General features: G+C 69.6%; 15 protein-coding genes and 4 tRNA genes. 10 read left to right on the plus strand and 9 right to left on the minus strand.

Features of this window, described 5'->3' with window-relative positions; translation table 11 throughout:
* Positions 1-96: 96 nt before the first annotated feature.
* From F7R91_RS05050 to F7R91_RS05060, 3 genes are all read right to left on the minus strand, one after another.
* Positions 97-2,220 (minus strand): DEAD/DEAH box helicase, encoded by a 2,124-nt coding sequence (locus F7R91_RS05050; protein WP_150944927.1) that lies wholly within the window; start codon positions 2,218-2,220, stop codon positions 97-99.
* A 227-nt stretch (positions 2,221-2,447) separates the two neighbouring features.
* Complete coding sequence (locus F7R91_RS05055) at positions 2,448-2,924, minus strand: hypothetical protein (protein ID WP_150944929.1); 477 nt, start codon at positions 2,922-2,924, stop codon at positions 2,448-2,450.
* Between the two features lie 109 nt (positions 2,925-3,033).
* Complete coding sequence (locus F7R91_RS05060; RefSeq protein ID WP_191971360.1) at positions 3,034-3,384, minus strand: metallopeptidase family protein; 351 nt, start codon at positions 3,382-3,384, stop codon at positions 3,034-3,036.
* Positions 3,385-3,489: 105 nt separating this feature from the next.
* Here F7R91_RS05060 and F7R91_RS05065 point away from each other — a divergent pair, with 105 nt between their 5' ends.
* From F7R91_RS05065 to F7R91_RS42505, 8 genes are all read left to right on the plus strand, one after another.
* Complete coding sequence (locus tag F7R91_RS05065; RefSeq protein WP_150944931.1) at positions 3,490-5,109, plus strand: metallophosphoesterase family protein; 1,620 nt, start codon at positions 3,490-3,492, stop codon at positions 5,107-5,109.
* Positions 5,110-5,189: 80 nt separating this feature from the next.
* A tRNA-Glu gene (locus F7R91_RS05070) sits at positions 5,190-5,262 on the plus strand.
* Between the two features lie 52 nt (positions 5,263-5,314).
* Positions 5,315-5,389: transfer RNA gene (locus F7R91_RS05075), tRNA-Asp, on the plus strand.
* 24 nt (positions 5,390-5,413) lie between these two features.
* Positions 5,414-5,487, plus strand: a tRNA-Phe gene (locus tag F7R91_RS05080).
* A gap of 157 nt (positions 5,488-5,644) precedes the next feature.
* Positions 5,645-5,923 carry a hypothetical protein gene (locus F7R91_RS05085; RefSeq protein ID WP_331000533.1) on the plus strand — a complete coding sequence of 93 codons (279 nt, stop codon included), beginning with the start codon at positions 5,645-5,647 and terminating at the stop codon, positions 5,921-5,923.
* Between the two features lie 136 nt (positions 5,924-6,059).
* Complete coding sequence (gene hrpA / locus F7R91_RS05090; protein WP_150944935.1) at positions 6,060-10,013, plus strand: ATP-dependent RNA helicase HrpA; 3,954 nt, start codon at positions 6,060-6,062, stop codon at positions 10,011-10,013.
* Positions 10,014-10,107: 94 nt separating this feature from the next.
* Positions 10,108-10,182: transfer RNA gene (locus F7R91_RS05095), tRNA-Asp, on the plus strand.
* A 200-nt stretch (positions 10,183-10,382) separates the two neighbouring features.
* Positions 10,383-10,580 (plus strand): DUF6274 family protein, encoded by a 198-nt coding sequence (locus F7R91_RS42505; RefSeq protein ID WP_150944937.1) that lies wholly within the window; start codon positions 10,383-10,385, stop codon positions 10,578-10,580.
* A 463-nt stretch (positions 10,581-11,043) separates the two neighbouring features.
* On the opposite strand, the gene bldC is transcribed toward F7R91_RS42505, so the two are convergent.
* Together bldC and F7R91_RS05110 are read right to left on the minus strand one after the other, a co-directional pair.
* The gene (gene bldC / locus F7R91_RS05105; protein WP_003949541.1) at positions 11,044-11,250 is read right to left on the minus strand and encodes a developmental transcriptional regulator BldC; all 207 of its coding nucleotides are present in this window, start codon (positions 11,248-11,250) and stop codon (positions 11,044-11,046) included.
* Between the two features lie 512 nt (positions 11,251-11,762).
* Positions 11,763-12,614: a hypothetical protein gene (locus F7R91_RS05110; RefSeq protein WP_150944939.1), complete on the minus strand. Its 852-nt coding sequence runs from the start codon at positions 12,612-12,614 to the stop codon at positions 11,763-11,765.
* Between the two features lie 222 nt (positions 12,615-12,836).
* On the opposite strand from F7R91_RS05110, the gene F7R91_RS05115 reads away from it, so the two are divergent.
* Both F7R91_RS05115 and F7R91_RS05120 read left to right on the plus strand, forming a co-directional pair.
* The gene (locus tag F7R91_RS05115; RefSeq protein WP_150944941.1) at positions 12,837-13,931 is read left to right on the plus strand and encodes a Leu/Phe/Val dehydrogenase; all 1,095 of its coding nucleotides are present in this window, start codon (positions 12,837-12,839) and stop codon (positions 13,929-13,931) included.
* A gap of 297 nt (positions 13,932-14,228) precedes the next feature.
* Positions 14,229-14,480: a DUF3073 domain-containing protein gene (locus tag F7R91_RS05120; protein WP_067022460.1), complete on the plus strand. Its 252-nt coding sequence runs from the start codon at positions 14,229-14,231 to the stop codon at positions 14,478-14,480.
* Between the two features lie 75 nt (positions 14,481-14,555).
* Here the strand turns inward: F7R91_RS05120 and purM are convergent, their stop codons facing one another.
* From purM to F7R91_RS05140, 4 genes are all read right to left on the minus strand, one after another.
* A complete protein-coding gene (purM, locus tag F7R91_RS05125; RefSeq protein WP_150944943.1) occupies positions 14,556-15,629 on the minus strand; it encodes a phosphoribosylformylglycinamidine cyclo-ligase in 1,074 nt (357 codons plus the stop codon).
* A 34-nt stretch (positions 15,630-15,663) separates the two neighbouring features.
* Complete coding sequence (gene purF, locus F7R91_RS05130; protein WP_150944946.1) at positions 15,664-17,193, minus strand: amidophosphoribosyltransferase; 1,530 nt, start codon at positions 17,191-17,193, stop codon at positions 15,664-15,666.
* 61 nt (positions 17,194-17,254) lie between these two features.
* Complete coding sequence (locus F7R91_RS05135) at positions 17,255-18,016, minus strand: META domain-containing protein (protein WP_150944948.1); 762 nt, start codon at positions 18,014-18,016, stop codon at positions 17,255-17,257.
* A 51-nt stretch (positions 18,017-18,067) separates the two neighbouring features.
* Positions 18,068-18,865 (minus strand): maleylpyruvate isomerase family mycothiol-dependent enzyme, encoded by a 798-nt coding sequence (locus tag F7R91_RS05140; protein WP_150944949.1) that lies wholly within the window; start codon positions 18,863-18,865, stop codon positions 18,068-18,070.
* Positions 18,866-19,068 lie beyond the last annotated feature (203 nt).

Below are 19,068 nucleotides of genomic sequence, written 5' to 3' on the forward strand. Positions count from 1 at the left end.
GGGGCGTGACACACCTCACAACTTGGCCAGAAAACGACGGAGCGCCGTGACCCCGGTGGGGGCCACGGCGCTCAGCGCTCTTAGGCGTCGGCCGCGTCAGCCGTTGCGCTTCCAGCGCGGCTTGTCCTCGCGGCGGCCGAAGGAGCCCGTGCCGCGGTGGTCGTCGCGGCGGCCGTACGGGCGGTCGTGGCCGGCGGAGCGGAAGCCCGGACGGTCGTCGCGGCGGTCGCGGTTGAACGGACGGTCGCTGCCGCGGTGTCCGCCACGCTCGTCACGGCGGTCGAAGGAACGGGGCGCGCGGTCGTCGCGACGGAAACCGCCACGGTCGTTGTCACGGCGCTCGAAGGAACGGCCGCCGCGGTCACGGTCGAAGGAACGACCGCCACCGTCACGGTCGAAGGAACGACCACCACGGTCACGGTCACCGTCGCGGCGCTCGTCCCGGCGGAAACCGCCACGCTCGCCGTCACGACGGTCATCGCGACGGAAACCGCCACGGTCGTTGTCGCGACGCTCGAAGGAACGGCCGCCACGGTCACGGTCGAAGGAACGCCCACCACGGTCGCGGTCACCGTCGCGGCGCTCGTCCCGGCGGAAACCGCCACGCTCGCCGTCACGACGGTCGTCACGGCGGAAGCCACCACGGTCGTTGTCGCGACGCTCGAAGGAACGGCCGCCACGGTCACGGTCGAAGGAACGACCACCACGGTCGTACGAGGACGAAGTCTCCGTACGCACCTCACGCTCGGCCCGCTCGACGTCCTGCGCCACCGGCTGCTCGGGCAGCGACACCTCGACGGCCTCGGCCGCCGCCGGCCCCTCGACGGTCACGGTCTCGCCGCGCTCGCGGGCGACCAGGCCCACCAGCCGGTCGGCCTCCTCACGCAGCTCGGTCGCGCGCCGCTGCGCCCGCTCCAGCTGCTTGGTGAGGTGGGCGACCTCGCGCTCGGCCTGCTGCGCCGCGTTGGCCGCGGACTCGGACTGGACCTCGGTCATCGAACGGGCGCCGGTGATCTCGGCGACCTCCGGCTCGAAGGCCGTACCGGAGTTGATGATGTGACGGCCGGCGTCGACGCCCGCGTCCTCCATCAGCCGGAAGATCTGGCGGCGCTGGTGCGGCAGGGAGAGGGAGACCACGGTGCCGGTGCGGCCGGCACGCGCCGTACGGCCCGCACGGTGGAGGTAGTCCTTGTGGTCGCCGGCCGGGTCCACGTTCAGCACCAGGTCGATGCCGTCGACGTGGATGCCGCGCGCCGCGACGTCCGTGGCGACCAGGACGTTGACGTACCCGTCCTTGAAGTCGGCCAGCGTCCGGGTCCGCGCGCCCTGCGTCATACCGCCGTGCAGCGCGTCCGCCTTCACGCCCGCGTCGCGCAGCTGCTCGGCGACACGGTCGGCGCCCAGCTGGGTGCGGACGAAGATGATGGTGCGGCCCTTGCGGGAGGCGATCGCGGCCGTGACCGGCGCCTTGTCCTTGGGCTTCACGATCAGGATGTGGTGCGACATGGTCGTCACCGCGCCCTGCGCCGCGTCCACCTCGTGGCTGACCGGGTTGTTCAGGTACCGGTCGACAAGGGTCTTGATCTCGTTCTCCATCGTCGCGGAGAAGAGCATCCGCTGACCGCCCGCCGGGACCTGGTCGAGCAGCTCCGTCACCTCGGGCAGGAAGCCCAGGTCGGACATCTGGTCGGCCTCGTCGAGAACGGCGATCTGCACGTCCTCCAGGGAGCAGGCACCGCGGTTGATGATGTCGCGGAGACGGCCGGGGGTGGCGACGAGGATGTCGACGCCGCGCTCGAGGGCGTAGATCTGGTTGCCCATCGACGTACCGCCGCAGACGACCTTCATCTTCAGGCCCACGACGTCGCCGTACGGCTGCAGCGCGTCCGCGACCTGCATCGCCAGCTCACGCGTCGGCGTGAGGATGACGGCGCGCGGCTTGCGCTTCTCGGTGTGCCCGCCGGCCAGCGTGGCCAGCGTCGGCAGACCGAACGAGAGAGTCTTGCCGGAGCCGGTGCGGCCACGGCCGAGGATGTCCTTGCCGGCCAGGGCGTCCGGGATGGTCGCCGCCTGGATCGGGAAGGGGACCGTCACGCCGTTCTGGGCGAGCTTGCGCACCACGCCCTCGGGGAGACCGAGGTCCGCGAAGGTGGCCTCGGGAGCGTCCTCGGTGCCCTCGTTCTCGGGCACGACGACGTGATCAGTACTGGAAATGGACATGCGTATGCGAAACCTTCCGGAGTCTCGTCGGCACGCGCCCGTCAACTCCGTGATTCGCAATACGACCGCCTCTATGCGGTCCGCCACGGCAAGGGAGAGTACGCGCCACACGGCGCGCTCTGCGATGGCGCCGGGCAAATGGGATCAAACGATCTACCACCATACGCACCCACCACCCTCGAAGGCAAACCGATCCCCGTAGACGTACGTCACACCGCAGCGCCCCCCTAGGGCCCCGTCCCCTCGTGCGCGGACGACGACGGCTCGGCAACCGTCGGCTCCGGCGTCGGGGACGCGGGCGGCTCCGACGGCGACGGCTCCGGTTCCGCCGTCCGCGTCGCGGTGGGCTGCGCGTCGGGCGGCGACGGCATCCCGGGCCCGGCCTGTTCCCCCGGCGTCGGCACCGCCTGGGAAGCCCCGCTCGCGGCCCCGGACGCCGAAGCGGACGCCGACTCCCCCGGCTTGCCCTTGCCTCTGCCCTTGTTCTTGCCTTTCCCGCGCCGTCCGTCGGCCGCCGCCCCGAGTCCCGAACCGCCGCCCGACGCCCCCGATCCCCCGTCCAGCGCCTCCCCGCCCCGCGGCCCGGCGGAGTGGGACGGCTTCGCGCCCCCGCCTCCGTCGTCGCCCACGCTCACGCAGCCGGCGGCAGCGGTGACGGCCATGACCGTGGCAGCCAGACGAACGGGTACGTACAAGGGGCGCACGGGAGCCACCTCCGAGGGCGGGCGCGGATGAAGGGCCAACCTGCCCAACTCCCGCCGCCCACAAGAGGACACGCGCACCGGAGGCGAGAACCTCAGGCGTGGGAGCGGCTCACCCGTACCCGAGCGCGTGCAGCCGAGCGTCGTCGATCCCGAAGTGGTGCGCGATCTCATGGACCACCGTCACCTCGGTCTCCTCGACGACCTCCTCCCGCGACGTGCACATCCGCAGCGTCGGGCCGCGGTAGATCGTGATCCGGTCCGGCAGCACACCCGCGTACCACTCCCCGCGATCGGTCAGCGGAGTCCCCTCGTACAGTCCGAGCAACTCGGGATCGTCCGCCGGGGGCTCGTCCTCGACGAACACCGCGACGTTGTCCATCAGCCGCGTCAGCTCCGGCGGAATCCGGTCCAGCGCCTCGGCGACCAGTTCCTCGAACTCCTCGCGCGTCATCTCCAGCACAGACCCATTGTCCGGTACGACGCCCCGGCGGCCCTCGCACGAGCGGCACGAGCCGACACGAGCCCGCCCGGCATAACGGCGCCGCTACGTGGGCATACGGGATCAATGGTCCGCGTCCCCGTCGCCGTCCGTCAAGCCCTGGCCGCCGTACGAAGGTTCCCCCGCACTCCCGGGAACTCCCCCACCCGCCGTCCCCGCCCGACCCTCGAACTCGTCGCCCAGCCCCACCCCTGGACCCGCGCCATCGGCCTAATCGCGGTCGTCCTTGTCGGCGCCTGGCTGGGGCTGCTGATCGTCGGCAATGTACGGACGCCCGTCGGCCCCATGAACACGACCATGACCCTCCGGCCGTCACTCACCGGCGGCACGAAGATCAACGTCTCACCGCTCGGCGCCCTCACCCTCGACAGCCACCACGCCCCGGTACGCCTCGACGTGAACGTCGACCAGCTCGACCCCGACCGCTCCCAGGCCCTCGTCGACCACCCCGAGCGCATCTCCGGCCTCCAGGACGAGGTCACCCACGACGTCCGGCACGGCACGCTGGATCTCGCCCTGCGCTCGGGCGTGGCCGTCGTCTCCGGCGCCACCGCCCTCGGCCTCGCCGTCTACCGCCGCCCGCGCCGCGCCCTCGCAGCCGGCGGCCTCGCCCTCACCCTCCTGGCGGCCTCCGGAGCCTCCGCGTACGCCACCTGGAACCCGGAATCCGTCCTGGAACCGAAGTTCTCCGGGCTCCTGTCCTCCGCTCCGTCCCTCGTCGGCAACGCCCGCAGCATCGTCACCGAATTCAACGTCTACCAGCAGGAGTTGGCCCGCCTGGTGACGAACGTGACCAAGCTGTACGACGTCACCTCCACCCTGCCCGCCTACCAGCCGGACCCCAGCACCATCCGGGTGCTGCACGTCTCCGACATCCACCTCAACCCGGCCAGCTGGAAGATCATCGGCTCGCTGGTGCAGCAGTACAAGGTCAATGTGATCGTCGACTCCGGCGACACGATGGACCACGGCACGGCTGCGGAGAACGGCTTCCTCGACCCCATCGCCGACCTCGGCGCCCCCTACGTCTGGGTCCGCGGCAACCATGACTCGCTCGTCACCCAGCGCTATCTCGAAGACATCAAGAACGTCCACGTCCTCGACGACGGCCGGGCGCGGACCATCGCCGGCCTGCGCTTCGCCGGCATCGGCGACCCCCAGTTCACCCCCGACCGCTCCACCACACCCGGCGCCAGCGCGTCCCAGGAATGGGCCGGTGCCCGCCTCGCCGCGGCCCTGCGCGCCCAGCGGACCGCCGGCACCCCCGTGGACATCGCCGTCGCCCACGAACCGTCGGCGGCCCGCCGGACGGACGGCGAAGTCCCCCTGGTCCTGGCCGGACACCTCCACCACGAGGAGATGGAGGTGATGAAGAACGGCACCCGCCTGCGCATCGAAGGCTCGACCGGCGGCAGCGGGCTGCGTGCGGTCGAGGGCAAGTACCCCGACCCGATCCAGGCGTCGATTCTCTACGTGGACCGCGCCACCCACCGCCTCCAGGCGTGGGACGAGATCGAACTGGGCGGCCTCGGCCTGACGACGGCGGAGGTCAGCCGCCACCTCCCGGAGGAGAACCTGCCGGGAGCACGGACAACACCGCCCACCCCGTCGGGCACACCCTCGACCACGGGCTCGACCAGCCCTTCGGGCACACCCTCCCGCACGCCTGGGCAGGTAGCCCGTTAAACGGTTTTGGCGATACCTCCCGCCATCCCATATGCTTCTCACGTCCCCGACGCGCTGCGAAGCGCCCAGGCGGGCCGATAGCCCTCATCGTCTAGCGGCCTAGGACGCCGCCCTTTCAAGGCGGTAGCACGGGTTCGAATCCCGTTGGGGGCACGCAGTACCGTGTGCGACACTTACGTCCGTTGGTTCGCACACAACCACACCGGGTCCTGTGGAGCAGTTTGGAGTGCTCGCCACCCTGTCAAGGTGGAGGCCGCGGGTTCAAATCCCGTCAGGACCGCCGAGGTTTCTCAGGAGACCTCGTGGCTGGGTAGCTCAGTTGGTACGAGCGTCCGCCTGAAAAGCGGAAGGTCGCCGGTTCGACCCCGGCCCCAGCCACAACCGAAGGCCCCGTCCACGTGGACGGGGCCTTCGACGTTCTGGTCAGTTGTGTCCTGGCGGGGCATGGCCCGCGGGGTTCCGGTTGTCGGTGTCCTGGTTCAGGCCGCCGCCGGTGCAGGTCGGCTGCTGGCCGCCGGGCTGATCGCCGCCGTTGTTGGTGGAGCGGGACCGGGCGCGGTACGGGCTGCTCGCTGTGGTGCTGAGCAATCCGGCGATCTCGGGCGTCGCGATCTTCGGGGTCTGGCGGCTCGACGGCGACAAGGCGGTGATCGTCGGTGTCCTGACGGCCGCGTTCACCGCGGTGAGCAGCATGACCACGGCGTATCTGGGGATCAAGGCCGTGTCCAACACGGCGAAGTCCATCGCTCTGGGCGACACCGGCTCCCGCCGCGCCCAGGCGGCACCCACATCGACGACGCCACCACACCTCTGACGAGGCCGTTCAGGCCGATCCGGGGTCTGGGGGCAGAGCACCCAGGGACGGTCACCGCGGCCCACCAGCCCCGCCGAACCGCCGGAGGCAAAAGCGTTCGCCACGCATTTCCCCGGGATGAGATCCTGGACCGCGTATGTCTACGCATCCCGCCCCCGGCACCTCCGCCCTCGGCACCCTCGCCCCTCGCCTGACCGAGCTGTCCCTGCGCGATGCGCATCTGCTCGGGCGCAGGCTCGAAGGCGCGCGCAAGATCCGTAAGCCGGAGGCGCGTGCCGCGGTTCTGGCCGAGATCGAGACGGAGGTCGGCAGGGCCGAGGCCCGGATCGGCGCACGGCGGGTCCGCGTGCCCGCGGTGACGTATCCCGAACAGCTGCCCGTCAGCCAGAAGAGGGACGAGATCGCGGCGGCCATCCGTGATCATCAGGTCGTCATCGTCGCCGGTGAGACCGGTTCCGGGAAGACGACGCAGATCCCGAAGATCTGTCTCGAGCTGGGGCGCGGGGTCCGCGGCATGATCGGGCACACCCAGCCCCGCCGTATCGCCGCGCGCACGGTCGCCGAGCGGGTGGCGGAGGAACTGGCCACGCCGCTGGGCGAGGCCGTGGGCTGGAAGGTGCGGTTCACCGACCAGGTGAACCCCGACGCCACCTTCGTCAAGCTGATGACGGACGGCATTCTGCTCGCCGAGATCCAGACGGACCGCGAGCTGCGCGCCTACGACACGATCATCATCGACGAGGCCCACGAGCGGTCCCTCAACATCGACTTCCTGCTCGGCTATCTCGCCCAGCTGCTGCCCAAACGGCCGGATCTGAAGGTCGTGATCACGTCCGCGACGATCGATCCCGAGCGTTTCTCGCGGCACTTCGGCGATGCGCCGATCGTCGAGGTCAGCGGCCGGACGTATCCGGTCGAGGTGCGCTACCGGCCGCTCCTGGAGGAGGACGGGGACGACGCCGACCGGGACCAGATCACCGCGATCTGCGATGCGGTCGAGGAGCTCCAGGCCGAGGGCAAGGGCGACATCCTCGTCTTTCTCTCCGGTGAGCGGGAGATCCGGGACACCGCGGACGCCCTCATCAGGAAGAACTACCGCTTCACCGAGGTCCTCCCGCTCTACGCCCGGCTCTCCCACGCCGAGCAGCACCGGGTGTTCCAGCCGCACACCGGCCGAAGGATCGTTCTGGCGACCAACGTCGCCGAGACGTCGCTGACGGTCCCGGGCATCAAGTTCGTCATCGACCCCGGCTTCGCCCGGATCTCGCGCTACAGCCATCGCACCAAGGTCCAGCGGCTGCCGATCGAGCCGGTGTCCCAGGCGAGCGCCAACCAGCGCAAGGGCCGCTGCGGGCGGACCAGCGACGGTGTCTGCATCCGTCTGTACGGCGAGGACGACTTCAACGCCCGTCCGGAGTTCACGGACGCGGAGATCCTGCGTACCAACCTGGCGAGTGTCATCCTCCAGATGACCGCGGCCGGCCTCGGCGACATCGGGAAGTTCCCGTTCATCGACCCGCCGGACCATCGCAACATCCGCGACGGCGTGCAGCTCCTTCAGGAGCTGGGCGCGCTGGACCCGGCGCAGAAGGACGTCCGCAAACGGCTCACGCAGACCGGCCGGAAGCTGGCCCAGCTGCCGGTCGACCCGCGGCTGGCCCGGATGGTCCTGGAGGCCGACAAGAACGGCTGTGTGCGCGAGGTCATGGTCATAGCGGCCGCGCTGTCCATCCAGGACCCGCGCGAGCGCCCGTCCGACAAGCAGGCGCAGGCGGATCAGCAGCACGCCCGTTTCAAGGACGAGACGAGCGACTTCCTCGCCTATCTCAACCTGTGGCGCTATGTGCGGGAGCAGCAGAAGGAGCGGGGCTCGTCGTCCTTCCGGCGGATGTGCAAGCAGGAGTACCTGAACTTCCTGCGCATTCGCGAGTGGCAGGACATCTACAGCCAACTCCGCACGGTCGCCAAGCAGATGGGCATCCACCTCGACGAGGAGGACGCCCCCGCCGACCGCATCCATGTGTCCTTGCTCGCCGGTCTGCTCTCGCACATCGGCATGAAGGATGTGAAGGAGGGCGCGAAGAACGAGTACCTGGGCGCCCGCAACGCCAAGTTCGCCGTCTTCCCGGGCTCGGCCCTCTTCAGGAGACCCCCGCGCTTCGTGATGTCGGCCGAGCTGGTGGAGACCTCCCGGCTGTGGGCCCGCGTCAACGCGAAGATCGAGCCGGAGTGGGTCGAGCCGCTCGCCGGGCACCTGCTCAAACGGACGTACAGCGAACCGCACTGGGAGAAGGATCAGGCGGCGGTGATGGCGTACGAGAAGGTCACGCTGTACGGCGTGCCGATCATCGCCCAGCGGAAGGTGAACTACGGCCGCATCGACCCGGAGGCGAGCCGCGAGCTTTTCATCCGCAACGCCCTGGTCGAGGGCGACTGGCGAACGCACCACAAGTTCTTCGCCGACAACCGCAGGCTCCTGAGCGAGGTGGAGGAGCTGGAGCACCGGGCGCGGCGCCGGGACATCGTGGTCGACGACGAGACGCTGTTCGACTTCTACGACCAGCGGGTCCCCGAACAGGTCGTGTCCGGCGCCCACTTCGACTCGTGGTGGAAGCGGAAGCGGCACGAGCAGCCCGACTTCCTGGACTTCGAGCGGGAGATGCTCATCCGGGAGTCGGCGGAGGCGGTCACGAAGGCCGACTACCCGGACTCGTGGCGGCAGGGGCAGCTGAAGTTCCGTGTGACGTACCAGTTCGAGCCGGGCGCGGACGCGGACGGTGTGACGGTCCACATCCCGCTCCAGGTGCTCAACCAGGTCACGGACGAGGGCTTCGACTGGCAGATCCCGGGCCTGCGGGAAGAGCTGGTGACGGAGCTCATCCGCTCCCTGCCGAAGCCGATCCGCCGCAACTATGTGCCGGCCCCTGACTTCGCGAAGCGGTTCCTGGACCAGGCGGTCCCGCTGCAGGAGCCGCTGACGACGACGATGGCGCGGGAGCTCAAGCGCATGGTCGGCGTCCCCTTCACCGCCGACGACTTCGACCGGGCGAGGGTCCCCGACCATCTGCGCATCACCTTCCGGATCGTCGACGAACGGCGCCGCAGGCTCGCCGAGGACAAGGACCTGGAGGTGCTGAAGCTCCGGCTGAAGCCGAAGGCGCGCCAGGCTCTGTCGCAGGCCGCGGCGGCGACGGCCGAGCGGCAGGGCGGGGAGTCCCTGGAGCGCAGGGGCCTGACCGACTGGACGATCGGTTCGCTCACCCGGGTCTTCGAGACGCGCAGGGCCGGCCAGCCGGTGAAGGCGTACCCGGCGCTGGTCGACGACGGCGACACGGTGTCGGTCCGCCTCTTCGACACGGAGGCGGAGCAGGCGGAGGCGATGTGGAAGGGCATGCGTCGGCTGATCCTGCGCAACATCCCGGTGAACCCGGCGAAGTTCGCGGCCGAGAAGCTGACGAACGCGCAGAAACTGGCCCTGTCCGCCAATCCGCACGGTTCCGTCCAGGCCCTGTTCGACGACTGCGCGATGGCGGCGGCGGACAAGCTGATCGGGGACTTCGGGGGTCCGGCGTGGGACGAGGAGTCGTACCGGAAGCTGTACGACAAGGTGCGCGCGGAGATCGTCGACACGACGGTCCGGACGGTGGGCCAGGTGCAGCAGGTCCTCGCCGCCTGGCAGGCCTGTGAGCGCCGTCTGAAAGCCGTGCGGAGCCCCGCGCTGCTGGCGAACCTCCAGGACGTACGGGGGCAGCTGGACGCTCTCGTGAAGCCGGGCTTCGTCACGGAGGCGGGCATACGGCGGCTTCCCGACCTCATGCGCTACCTGGTCGCGGCGGACCGGCGCTTGCAGCAGATGCCGACCGGCGTACAGCGGGACACGACCCGCATGGAGAAGGTCCATGAGATGCGGGACGAGTACGCGTGGCTGCTGGAGCAGCTGCCGCAGGGCCGCCCGGTCCCGTCGTCGGTCCGGGACATCCGCTGGATGATCGAGGAGCTCCGGGTCAGCTATTTCGCCCACGCGCTCGGCACGGCGTACCCCGTCTCCGACAAGCGGATCGTGAAGGCGATCGACGCTGCCGTTCCGTGACAGGCACGCCACACAGGGTGAGTTCGACCGGGGCCTCACCCTCCTGTACAGTCTCTTCTCGCAGCACAGCGCACCGCCAAGTGCCGCGAAACCTGGTCCTGTGGAGCAGTTTGGAGTGCTCGCCACCCTGTCAAGGTGGAGGCCGCGGGTTCAAATCCCGTCAGGACCGCAGTGAACAGAGAGCCCGGGTCTTCGGACCCGGGCTCTCTTGCTTGTGCGGACACCTGGAAGCTGCCTCTGCGGTCGCCTGGAAGCCCCGCACAGACGCCTGGAAGCGCGCGTACGGGGCTCAGGCTCTCTTGACGCCGTCACATTCCCTCGGTACCCAGAAACCAGGGCCCCTTCTCCGTACGGCCCCGGAGGTGGCGCATGACGGCATCGGCGAGGCACGAAACGCGGGCATTGCTCCGCGCGCATCTGTCGGCTGCTTCGTCGTATCGGTACCGCCATCTCACGCGCCACTGCCCGATCTGCCATCACCTGCTCCGCCTGGCGATGGACACCGCTCCACGAGCCGTGGGGGCTCAGCCGGAGGCGGTCGAGGACGAGAGCCCGTCCCCCGCGTGACCACCGTCACTGCCCAACAGCCGTGCTGCCGCGGGGCCCTGGAGCCGCGTGGCCCCTTTAGCGCACACGTACCAGCAGCAACAAGCGGCCCGTCATGTGACGGGTGTCACCGCATGAGTTTCTGAAACCGCGGTACTTACCCCTCACGTACAACAGGTCAATTTAATATGTGCAATTGCACCACTAGGGCAGGGTGTCCGCGGGAGATCCGACACCCCTCCCCAGACTCCGACAAGGCTGCTCACAGAGCACCTGCCAGAACACGTTCCGCGCACAAAAAAGATCGCGCTGGACCCGGCGGAGTCCAGCGCGATCGACGACGCACCCGTGTGCACTGCTCGGAAAGCTTCAAAGAGCGTGGGCGTGGGACCTGTTGGGGCAGGGCCCGCGTCGCTTGGAGCTGTGGTTCCGGGCGTCTCGGCAGGTTGGGGGACCTGCCGGTTTTGCCCGGTTATTCAGTTGTTCAGGCCTCGCTGCGCTGCTGCGGGATGCCCGCGAGCAGAGCGCGGACCTCAGCCTCGCGGTAGCGGCGGTGCCCGCCGAGCGTGCGGATCGACGTGAGCTTGCCGGCCTTCGCCCACCGCGTGACCGTCTTGGGGTCGACGCGGAACATCGTGGCGACCTCAGCCGGGGTCAGCAGCGGCTCGGCATCAGGGGTGCGAGCGGTCATGAGCGGCCTCCTCGGGAGAACCGAACCTTCTCGGTTCTTTCCTCTAAATTCTGCACCTTGACCCGCGTTGCCCGAAATGGCGGACGCGAGTCGAGTCGGTTATAGGACGAACGGCTTGTCCTCGGCACTACAACTACACCATCTGTCCAGCCGCGTCGGCCAAACCGATGGAATTGCCCCCCAGGTGTTCATCGGCGACGGAAGCCGATGGACCATGCCATAGCGGACAGTCACGCCACTGTGACGATCAGTCACAGGGCGATCAGGAGTCACAAGACCCCCCAAAGCGTGCAATGCTGAGATTCCACCCTTTACGTGGGCAGACAGAGCCTCCCCCGGACTCCTTGTCCTATTTTGGCACGAGGAGGGGCAAGGGACGCAAGGGCCGCGTACGTGCGGTCCGTCACGCTTGACGGCAAACGCCCGTATCGGTATCTACGTCCGTTGTTGACGAAACCTCAGGACCAAGCCGGTCCGAGGACGAAACACCAAAATCGGCGTCGGGTCAAACGTCAGTTCGCCGAGCGCCGGTCCCGCACCGACCGCCAGCGCTCCACGAGCCGCGCGTACGCCTCGGCGGCGGCCGCCCCGTCGCCGTGCCGCAGCGCCTCGATCCCCTCGGCCACGTCCGCCGCCGAGTGATCGTCCGCCAGCTCCTCGGACGGCAGCACATGCACCAGCCCGCCGTAGTCCAGCTCCACCAGCGAGCGCGGGTGGAACTCCTCCAGCCAGCGGCCGACGTCCACCAGGCCGTCGATCAGCGGCCCTTCGTCGATGGCGTCCTTGAGCGCCCTCAGGCCCCGGGCCACCCGCCGCCGGGCCTGCACCATCGGTGTCCGGTACCGCAGCACCGGCTCCTCGCCCCCGGCGTCGCCGGAGCCCTTGCCGTACTCCCGCTCGTCGTCGGAGACCAGCACGAACCAGTTGATCGGCACCTGCCAGGTCGCGGTGCGGATCCAGGGCCGGGCGTCCGGATTGCGGACCAGCCAGCGCTCGTAGTCCTGGGCCGCCTGGCGCCGCACGACCGGCGGCAGCACGGCGTCCAGGACGGGCACCGGGAGCTCGTCGCCGAGATCGCCGAGGGCCTGCCAGCCGCGCAGCCGGGTGCGCCAGGGGCAGACGCACACGACTGAGTCGACGTCGAGCACGAAGGCGTCACTGCTCTCGTGGACCGGCACGGCGACGGGCGGGGTGGGCAGCAGGTCGGCCAGGGAGCGGCGCAGTTCGTCCTGGTAGGAGGGGCGGTCGGCGCGACGGGCGTAACGTGCCCAGTGGGTGCGCTCGGGCTCGGGGAAGGCGGCCAGCGGTTCGTACACGCGAAGGTAGGCCGCGTACGGGACGATCACCGAGGACACCTTGGGCACGCCTGCTCCCTCCCCCTCCCACCATCAGGAAAACCTGCGGAATCCGCTCACAAACCTGCGGGAAATCTATGCAAATCGTCGCACGGGAGTACTCCGGGAGCAGGTGATCCTGAGCACTGCGCGGTCGGCGGGCGCACCCAGGCTCTAATCTCATGCTCACAGGCCCCGCCACCCGTACGGGAGCCCTCCCCAACCGCCGCTACTTACCCAGGAGTCACCACAGTGACCGACGTAACCGGCGCACCTGCTGATGTACTGCACACCCTGTTCCACTCGGACCAGGGAGGCCATGAGCAAGTCGTGCTCTGCCAGGACCGCGCCAGCGGCCTCAAGGCCGTCATCGCCATCCACTCCACCGCTCTGGGCCCCGCCCTCGGCGGTACGCGCTTCTACCCGTACGCGAACGAGGAGGAGGCCGTCGCCGACGCCCTGAATCTCGCGCGCGGGATGTCGTACAAGAACGCCATGGCCGGTCTCGACCACGGCGGCGGCAAGGCCGTGATCATCGGGGATCCCGACCGCATCAAGACCGAGGAGCTGCTGCTCGCCTACGGCCGGTTCGTGGCCTCGCTGGGCGGGCGCTACGTGACCGCGTGCGACGTCGGCACGTACGTCGCCGACATGGACGTCGTCGCGCGAGAGTGCCGCTGGACCACGGGGCGCTCCCCCGAGAACGGCGGCGCGGGCGACTCCTCCGTGCTCACCGCGTTCGGCGTCTACCAGGGCATGCGCGCCAGCGCCCAGCACCTGTGGGGCGACCCGTCGCTGCGCGGGCGCAAGGTCGGCATCGCGGGCGTCGGCAAGGTCGGGCACCACCTGGTGGAGCACCTGCTGGCCGAAGGTGCGCGGGTCGTGATCACGGACGTACGACAGGATGCCGTGCGGCGCATCGCCGACAAGCACCCCTCGGTGGACGTGGTCGCCGACACCGACACGCTCATCAGCATCGAGGGGCTCGACATCTACGCCCCCTGCGCGCTGGGCGGGGCCCTCAACGACGACAGCGTTCCGGTGCTGACCGCCAAGGTGGTCTGCGGCGCGGCCAACAACCAGCTCGCGCACCCAGGCGTCGAGAAGGACCTCGCCGACCGCGGCATCCTCTACGCGCCGGACTACGTGGTGAACGCCGGCGGCGTCATCCAGGTCGCGGACGAGCTGCACGGCTTCGACTTCGAGCGGTGCAGGGCGAAGGCCGCGAAGATCTTCGACACCACGCTGGCGATCTTCGCACGTGCGAAGACGGACGGGATTCCTCCGGCGGCCGCGGCCGACCGGATCGCGGAGCAGCGGATGGCAGAGGGACGCCGGGCACGCTGATTCCGCGGCGCGTTCGGGTTTGACCGGTACCCGCCGACGGGCACTTAGAGAGAACTCTCACGTTCGTCGGCGGGTCGTCCGCCAATAAGTGGTTAAAATCGCGGTTGACCAGCGGGGACGGGGCACCTCGCGGGTTCTGGGACCCGGCACGTCCTGCGGGCGACGTACCGTATGGGCGCGGGCTCAGGTACCGTGGAAGCCCTACGGACCGGTCTCTCCACGGAGAGCCCGTTCCAGATCATGAACGCGTGTCAAGACTCTGGGGCCGTCGAGCCCCGTCACCGAGGGGGTCGAGCCATGGGGCGCGGCCGGGCCAAGGCCAAGCAGACGAAGGTCGCCCGCCAGCTGAAGTACAACAGCGGCGGGACTGACCTGTCGCGTCTGGCCAACGAGCTGGGCGCATCGACTTCGAACCAGCCGCCGAACGGCGAGCCGTTCGAGGACGACGAAGACGACGACCCGTACGCCCAGTACGCGGATCTGTACAACGACGACGAGGACGATGAGGACGACGAGTCCGGTCCCGCGTCGCAGCGCCGAGGCGCTTGACGATCCAGTAGTGCTCGACCCGGTCCGGAGTGGTTTATACCACCGGACCGGGTTTTGCGCTGCCTGTCGCCTGCCTCAGCCGGCGTAGTCCCCGACCAGCTCGGCGCCCGTCGTGTGGTCGCCGCGGTCGGTGATCTCGCCCGCGACCCATGCCTCGACGCCGCGGTCCGCAAGGGTCGACAGGGCCACGTCCGTGGACTCCTCCGGCACGATCGCGATCATGCCGACGCCCATGTTCAGGGTCTTCTCCAGCTCCAGGCGTTCGACCTGCCCCGTCCTGCCGACGAGGTCGAAGACCGGTGCCGGGGTCCAGGTGGAGCGGTCGACGACGGCGTGCAGGGTGTCCGGGACGACCCGGGCCAGGTTGGCGGCGAGTCCGCCGCCGGTGATGTGGCTGAAGGCGTGCACATCGGTGGTGCGGGTCAGGGCCAGGCAGTCCAGCGAGTAGATCTTGGTCGGTTCGAGCAGTTCCTCGCCCAGGGTCCGGCCGAGCTCCTCGATCTGTGCGTCCAGCGACAGGCCTGCCTGGTTCAGCAGGACGTGCCGGACCAGCGAGTACCCGTTCGAGTGAAGCCCGGACGCGGCCATGGCGACGACCGCGTCACCCTTCCGGATGCGATCCGCGCCGAGCAGCCGGTCGGCCTCCACCACGCCCGTACCGGCGCCGGCGACGTCGAAGTCGTCCGGGCCCAGCAGGCCGGGGTGCTCGGCCGTCTCGCCGCCCACCAGGGCGCAGCCGGCCAGTACACAGCCCTCGGCGATGCCCTTGACGATGGCGGCGACCCGCTCGGGGTGCACCTTGCCGACGCAGATGTAGTCGGTCATGAACAGCGGCTCGGCACCGCACACCACGATGTCGTCCATGACCATGGCGACCAGGTCGTGGCCGATGGTGTCGTACACGCCCAGTTGCCGCGCGATGTCGACCTTGGTGCCGACGCCGTCCGTGGCGGAGGCGAGCAGCGGGCGCTCGTAGCGCTTGAGGGCGGAGGCGTCGAAGAGGCCGGCGAATCCGCCGAGGCCGCCGAGGACCTCGGGGCGCTGCGTCTTCTTCACCCACTCCTTCATCAGCTCGACGGCGCGGTCGCCCGCTTCGATGTCGACGCCGGCAGCCGCGTAGGAAGCACCGGGAACAGCAGTCTCAGACATTGCCTGGGATCTTTCGGGTTGGTTTCTACGAGGCTTACGGGCGACGGATCGCGTCGGCCGCGGCCGTGGCTGCCGGACCGGCGGCAAGCTCGGTCTCCAGGAGCTGCTTGCCGAGCAGCTCGGGGTCCGGGAGCTCCATCGGGTACTCACCGTCGAAGCAGGCGCGGCAGAGGTTCGGCTTGGCGATGGTGGTCGCATCGATCATGCCGTCGATGGAGATGTACGCCAGGGAGTCGGCGCCCAGCGAGGTGCCGATCTCCTCGATGGTCATGCCGTTGGCGATCAGCTCGGCGCGGGTGGCGAAGTCGATGCCGAAGAAGCAGGGCCACTTCACGGGCGGGGACGAGATCCGGATGTGGACCTCGGCGGCCCCGGCCTCGCGGAGCATCCGCACCAGCGCGCGCTGGGTGTTGCCGCGCACGATCGAGTCGTCGACGACGACCAGGCGCTTGCCCTTGATGACTTCCTTCAGCGGGTTCAGCTTCAGACGGATGCCGAGCTGCCGGATGGTCTGCGAGGGCTGGATGAACGTACGTCCGACGTAGGCGTTCTTGACCAGGCCGGCGCCGAACGGGATGCCGGAGGCCTCCGCGTAGCCGATGGCGGCGGGGGTGCCGGACTCCGGGGTCGCTATGACCAGGTCGGCCTCGACCGGGGCTTCCTTCGCCAGGCGGCGGCCCATCTCGACGCGCGAGAGGTACACGTTCCGGCCGGCGATGTCGGTGTCCGGGCGGGCCAGGTACACATACTCGAAGACACAGCCCTTGGGCTTCGCTTCCGCGAACCGGGAGGTCCGCAGACCGTTCTCGTCGATCGCGACGAACTCGCCGGGCTCTATCTCGCGGACGAAGCTCGCGCCCGTGATGTCGAGGGCGGCGGTCTCGGAGGCGACGACCCAGCCGCGCTCCAGGCGGCCGAGGACCAGCGGGCGGATGCCCTGCGGGTCGCGGGCGGCGTACAGGGTGTGCTCGTCCATGAAGACGAGCGAGAAGGCGCCCTTGACCTGCGGGAGGACCGCGTGGGCGGCCTCCTCGATGGTCAGCGGGCTGCCGTCCTCGCCGACCTGGGCCGCCAGCAGCGCGGTGAGCAGGTCGGTGTCGTTGGTGGCGGCCACGCGGGTGGAGCGGCCGTTGGTGTCCTTCGGGAGCTCGGCGACCATCTCGGCGAGCTCCGCCGTGTTGACCAGGTTGCCGTTGTGGCCGAGCGCGATGGAACCGTGCCCGGTGGCGCGGAACGTCGGCTGGGCGTTCTCCCACACGGAGGCGCCGGTGGTCGAGTAGCGGGCGTGACCGACCGCGATATGACCCTGGAGCGAACCGAGCGAGGTCTCGTCGAAGACCTGGGAGACGAGGCCCATGTCCTTGAAGACGAGGATCTGGGAGCCGTTGCTGACCGCGATTCCCGCGGATTCCTGACCCCGATGCTGGAGGGCGTAGAGCCCGAAGTACGTGAGCTTTGCGACCTCTTCACCCGGAGCCCAGACACCGAAGACGCCACAAGCGTCCTGGGGGCCTTTCTCGCCGGGGAGCAGATCGTGATTGAGTCGACCGTCACCACGTGGCACGGCACCGAGTGTAGGCGAGATCGACCACTGGTCCGAATTGGGGATGGGCGCCCGTAGTGGATCACTTATCGGCGACCGCTCCGACACTGTCGGCGTTTTCGCTGGTCAGAGTGAGCGTTCGATGATCGATTACATAGGACACCGTGCCGTCGAAGAGCCGCAGGAGGCTCTTCTCCGACTTCATGAGTGAGGTGTCGCACATCATTCGGGTGGTCGCGGCGGTGCCGAGGGTGATCTGTCCGTCGCGGACCGTTGCCCTGGCGTTCACCTCGTTGCAGCCGAGGCTGCCCGAAACCTTGCCGGACTTCTGGTCGAAGGTGAGGTGGGCCCGGCCGTCCGTGTCGGGGGACGTGATGAGCCATTTCGTGCCGTACAGCGGGGCGTCGGTCTCCTTGGTGAGACGGATGCGGTCGCCGTCGGCGGTGGTGAGGGTCAGTTGGTCGCCCTTCATCCGTGCGGTGAGGTCGCCGTCGGAGAGGGTACGGGCGAGGGTCTCCTCGAAGGTGACGGGAACACCCTGGCAGGCGATCTCGGTGGCCGACATCCCGTCGAAGGAGACCCTGCCGTCGTCGAAGCCGGCCTCGGCGCCGAAGTTGTTGCAGCCGAGGTTGCCCCGGACCTTGCCGTCGTCGGCGATGCGCAGGTAGGCGGTGCCCGGCGCCTCGGTGGTCCGGCCGTCGACGGTGAGGTCGTCGACGGCCCAGTGGACGCCGGTGACGGAGGATCCGGCACCGACCGCGTCACTGGCCGCGTTCTCGGTGCCGCACGCCGCGGCGAGCGGCAGCAGGGTCAAAGCGGCGAGCGTCAGTCGCTGTTTGTCCATGCCGGTGGGACGGGAGGGACTCAGGACCGGTTCCCCCTGCGTCCGTCCGGCTCACTTCATCAGCGGCAGCAGCCCGCCCAGGTCCGCGCGTTCGCCGCTGGCGCTGACCGTGGCCGTCTCGACCGCGTCCGGCCAGGTGATCCGCCCGGTCGCCAGGCGGATCCAGGTCAGTGGGTCGGTCTCGACGACGTTGGGCGGCGTGCCGCGGGTGTGCCGGGGTCCTTCGACGCACTGCACGACGGCGTACGGCGGGATCCGCACCTCCGTCGAGCCGCCGGGGGCCTTCGCGGCCAGGGCGTCGGCGAGGAGCCGGGTGCAGGCGGCGAGGGCCTGGCGGTCGTACGGGATACCGAGGCCGGGCACGGCCGCGTTCAGGTCGTCGGTGTGGACGACGAGTTCGACGGTGCGGGTGACGAGGTAGTCGTCGAGGCGCATGGTGCCGGTACGGGCGGCCAGCAGCCGGCTGCCGGGGGCGGTGGCGAGGCGCTCGGTGAGGCGTTCCCCGGTGCGGGTGTAGAGGGCGCCGAGGTCGGGCTGGGCCGCGGTCAGTTCGCGTGTGCCCTCGGCGATGTCGCCGGCCCGGGCGGCGGTGGCGAAGGGCCAGTCGAGGAGGGCGAGGTCCGGCTTCGCGGGCTCGTCCCGGTCGAGGTTGCGGCTGACGCTCTCCACGGCCATGGTCAGGTGCGCCGCGAGCTCGCGGACGGTCCAGTCCCCGAGGCGCGTGGGCAGGGCCAGCTGCTCGGGTGTGAGGGTGCGGACGGCCTCCCGTACGTTCCCGAACTGGGCGAGGACCGCGGCGCGGATCTTGGCGGGGTCGTACGTCCGTGTGCGCTTCTTGGCCGGAGGCATGGCGGCGAGCTTAGGGCCTGCTCGGCGGATCAAGTCGCAGGGTGGCAGCGGCATCTGATCAGAGCAGGTGAGCGGGGGCGATGGGGGTCACCCCGCTCGAGCGAAGCCGAGAGTGGGGGAGCCGGCAACCGACGACAACGCCGGTGGGGGCACCTCCCGCGCGAGCTTGGCCGAGAGTGGGGGAGGACGTGCCAGGCCCCGCG

Source organism: Streptomyces luteolifulvus, assembly GCF_008806595.1.
Lineage (GTDB): Bacteria > Actinomycetota > Actinomycetes > Streptomycetales > Streptomycetaceae > Streptomyces > Streptomyces luteolifulvus.

What these genes read in the sequence shown, in the direction of transcription:
- F7R91_RS05050 (WP_150944927.1), bottom strand. Translation starts at nt 2,220, where the DNA reads ATGTCCATTTCCAGTACTGATCACGTCGTCGTGCCCGAGAACGAGGGC.
- F7R91_RS05065 (WP_150944931.1), top strand. Translation starts at nt 3,490, where the DNA reads ATGGTCCGCGTCCCCGTCGCCGTCCGTCAAGCCCTGGCCGCCGTACGA.
- hrpA (WP_150944935.1), top strand. Translation starts at nt 6,060, where the DNA reads ATGTCTACGCATCCCGCCCCCGGCACCTCCGCCCTCGGCACCCTCGCC.
- F7R91_RS42505 (WP_150944937.1), top strand. Translation starts at nt 10,383, where the DNA reads ATGACGGCATCGGCGAGGCACGAAACGCGGGCATTGCTCCGCGCGCAT.
- bldC (WP_003949541.1), bottom strand. Translation starts at nt 11,250, where the DNA reads ATGACCGCTCGCACCCCTGATGCCGAGCCGCTGCTGACCCCGGCTGAG.
- F7R91_RS05120 (WP_067022460.1), top strand. Translation starts at nt 14,229, where the DNA reads ATGGGGCGCGGCCGGGCCAAGGCCAAGCAGACGAAGGTCGCCCGCCAG.
- purM (WP_150944943.1), bottom strand. Translation starts at nt 15,629, where the DNA reads ATGTCTGAGACTGCTGTTCCCGGTGCTTCCTACGCGGCTGCCGGCGTC.
- F7R91_RS05135 (WP_150944948.1), bottom strand. Translation starts at nt 18,016, where the DNA reads ATGGACAAACAGCGACTGACGCTCGCCGCTTTGACCCTGCTGCCGCTC.
- F7R91_RS05140 (WP_150944949.1), bottom strand. Translation starts at nt 18,865, where the DNA reads ATGCCTCCGGCCAAGAAGCGCACACGGACGTACGACCCCGCCAAGATC.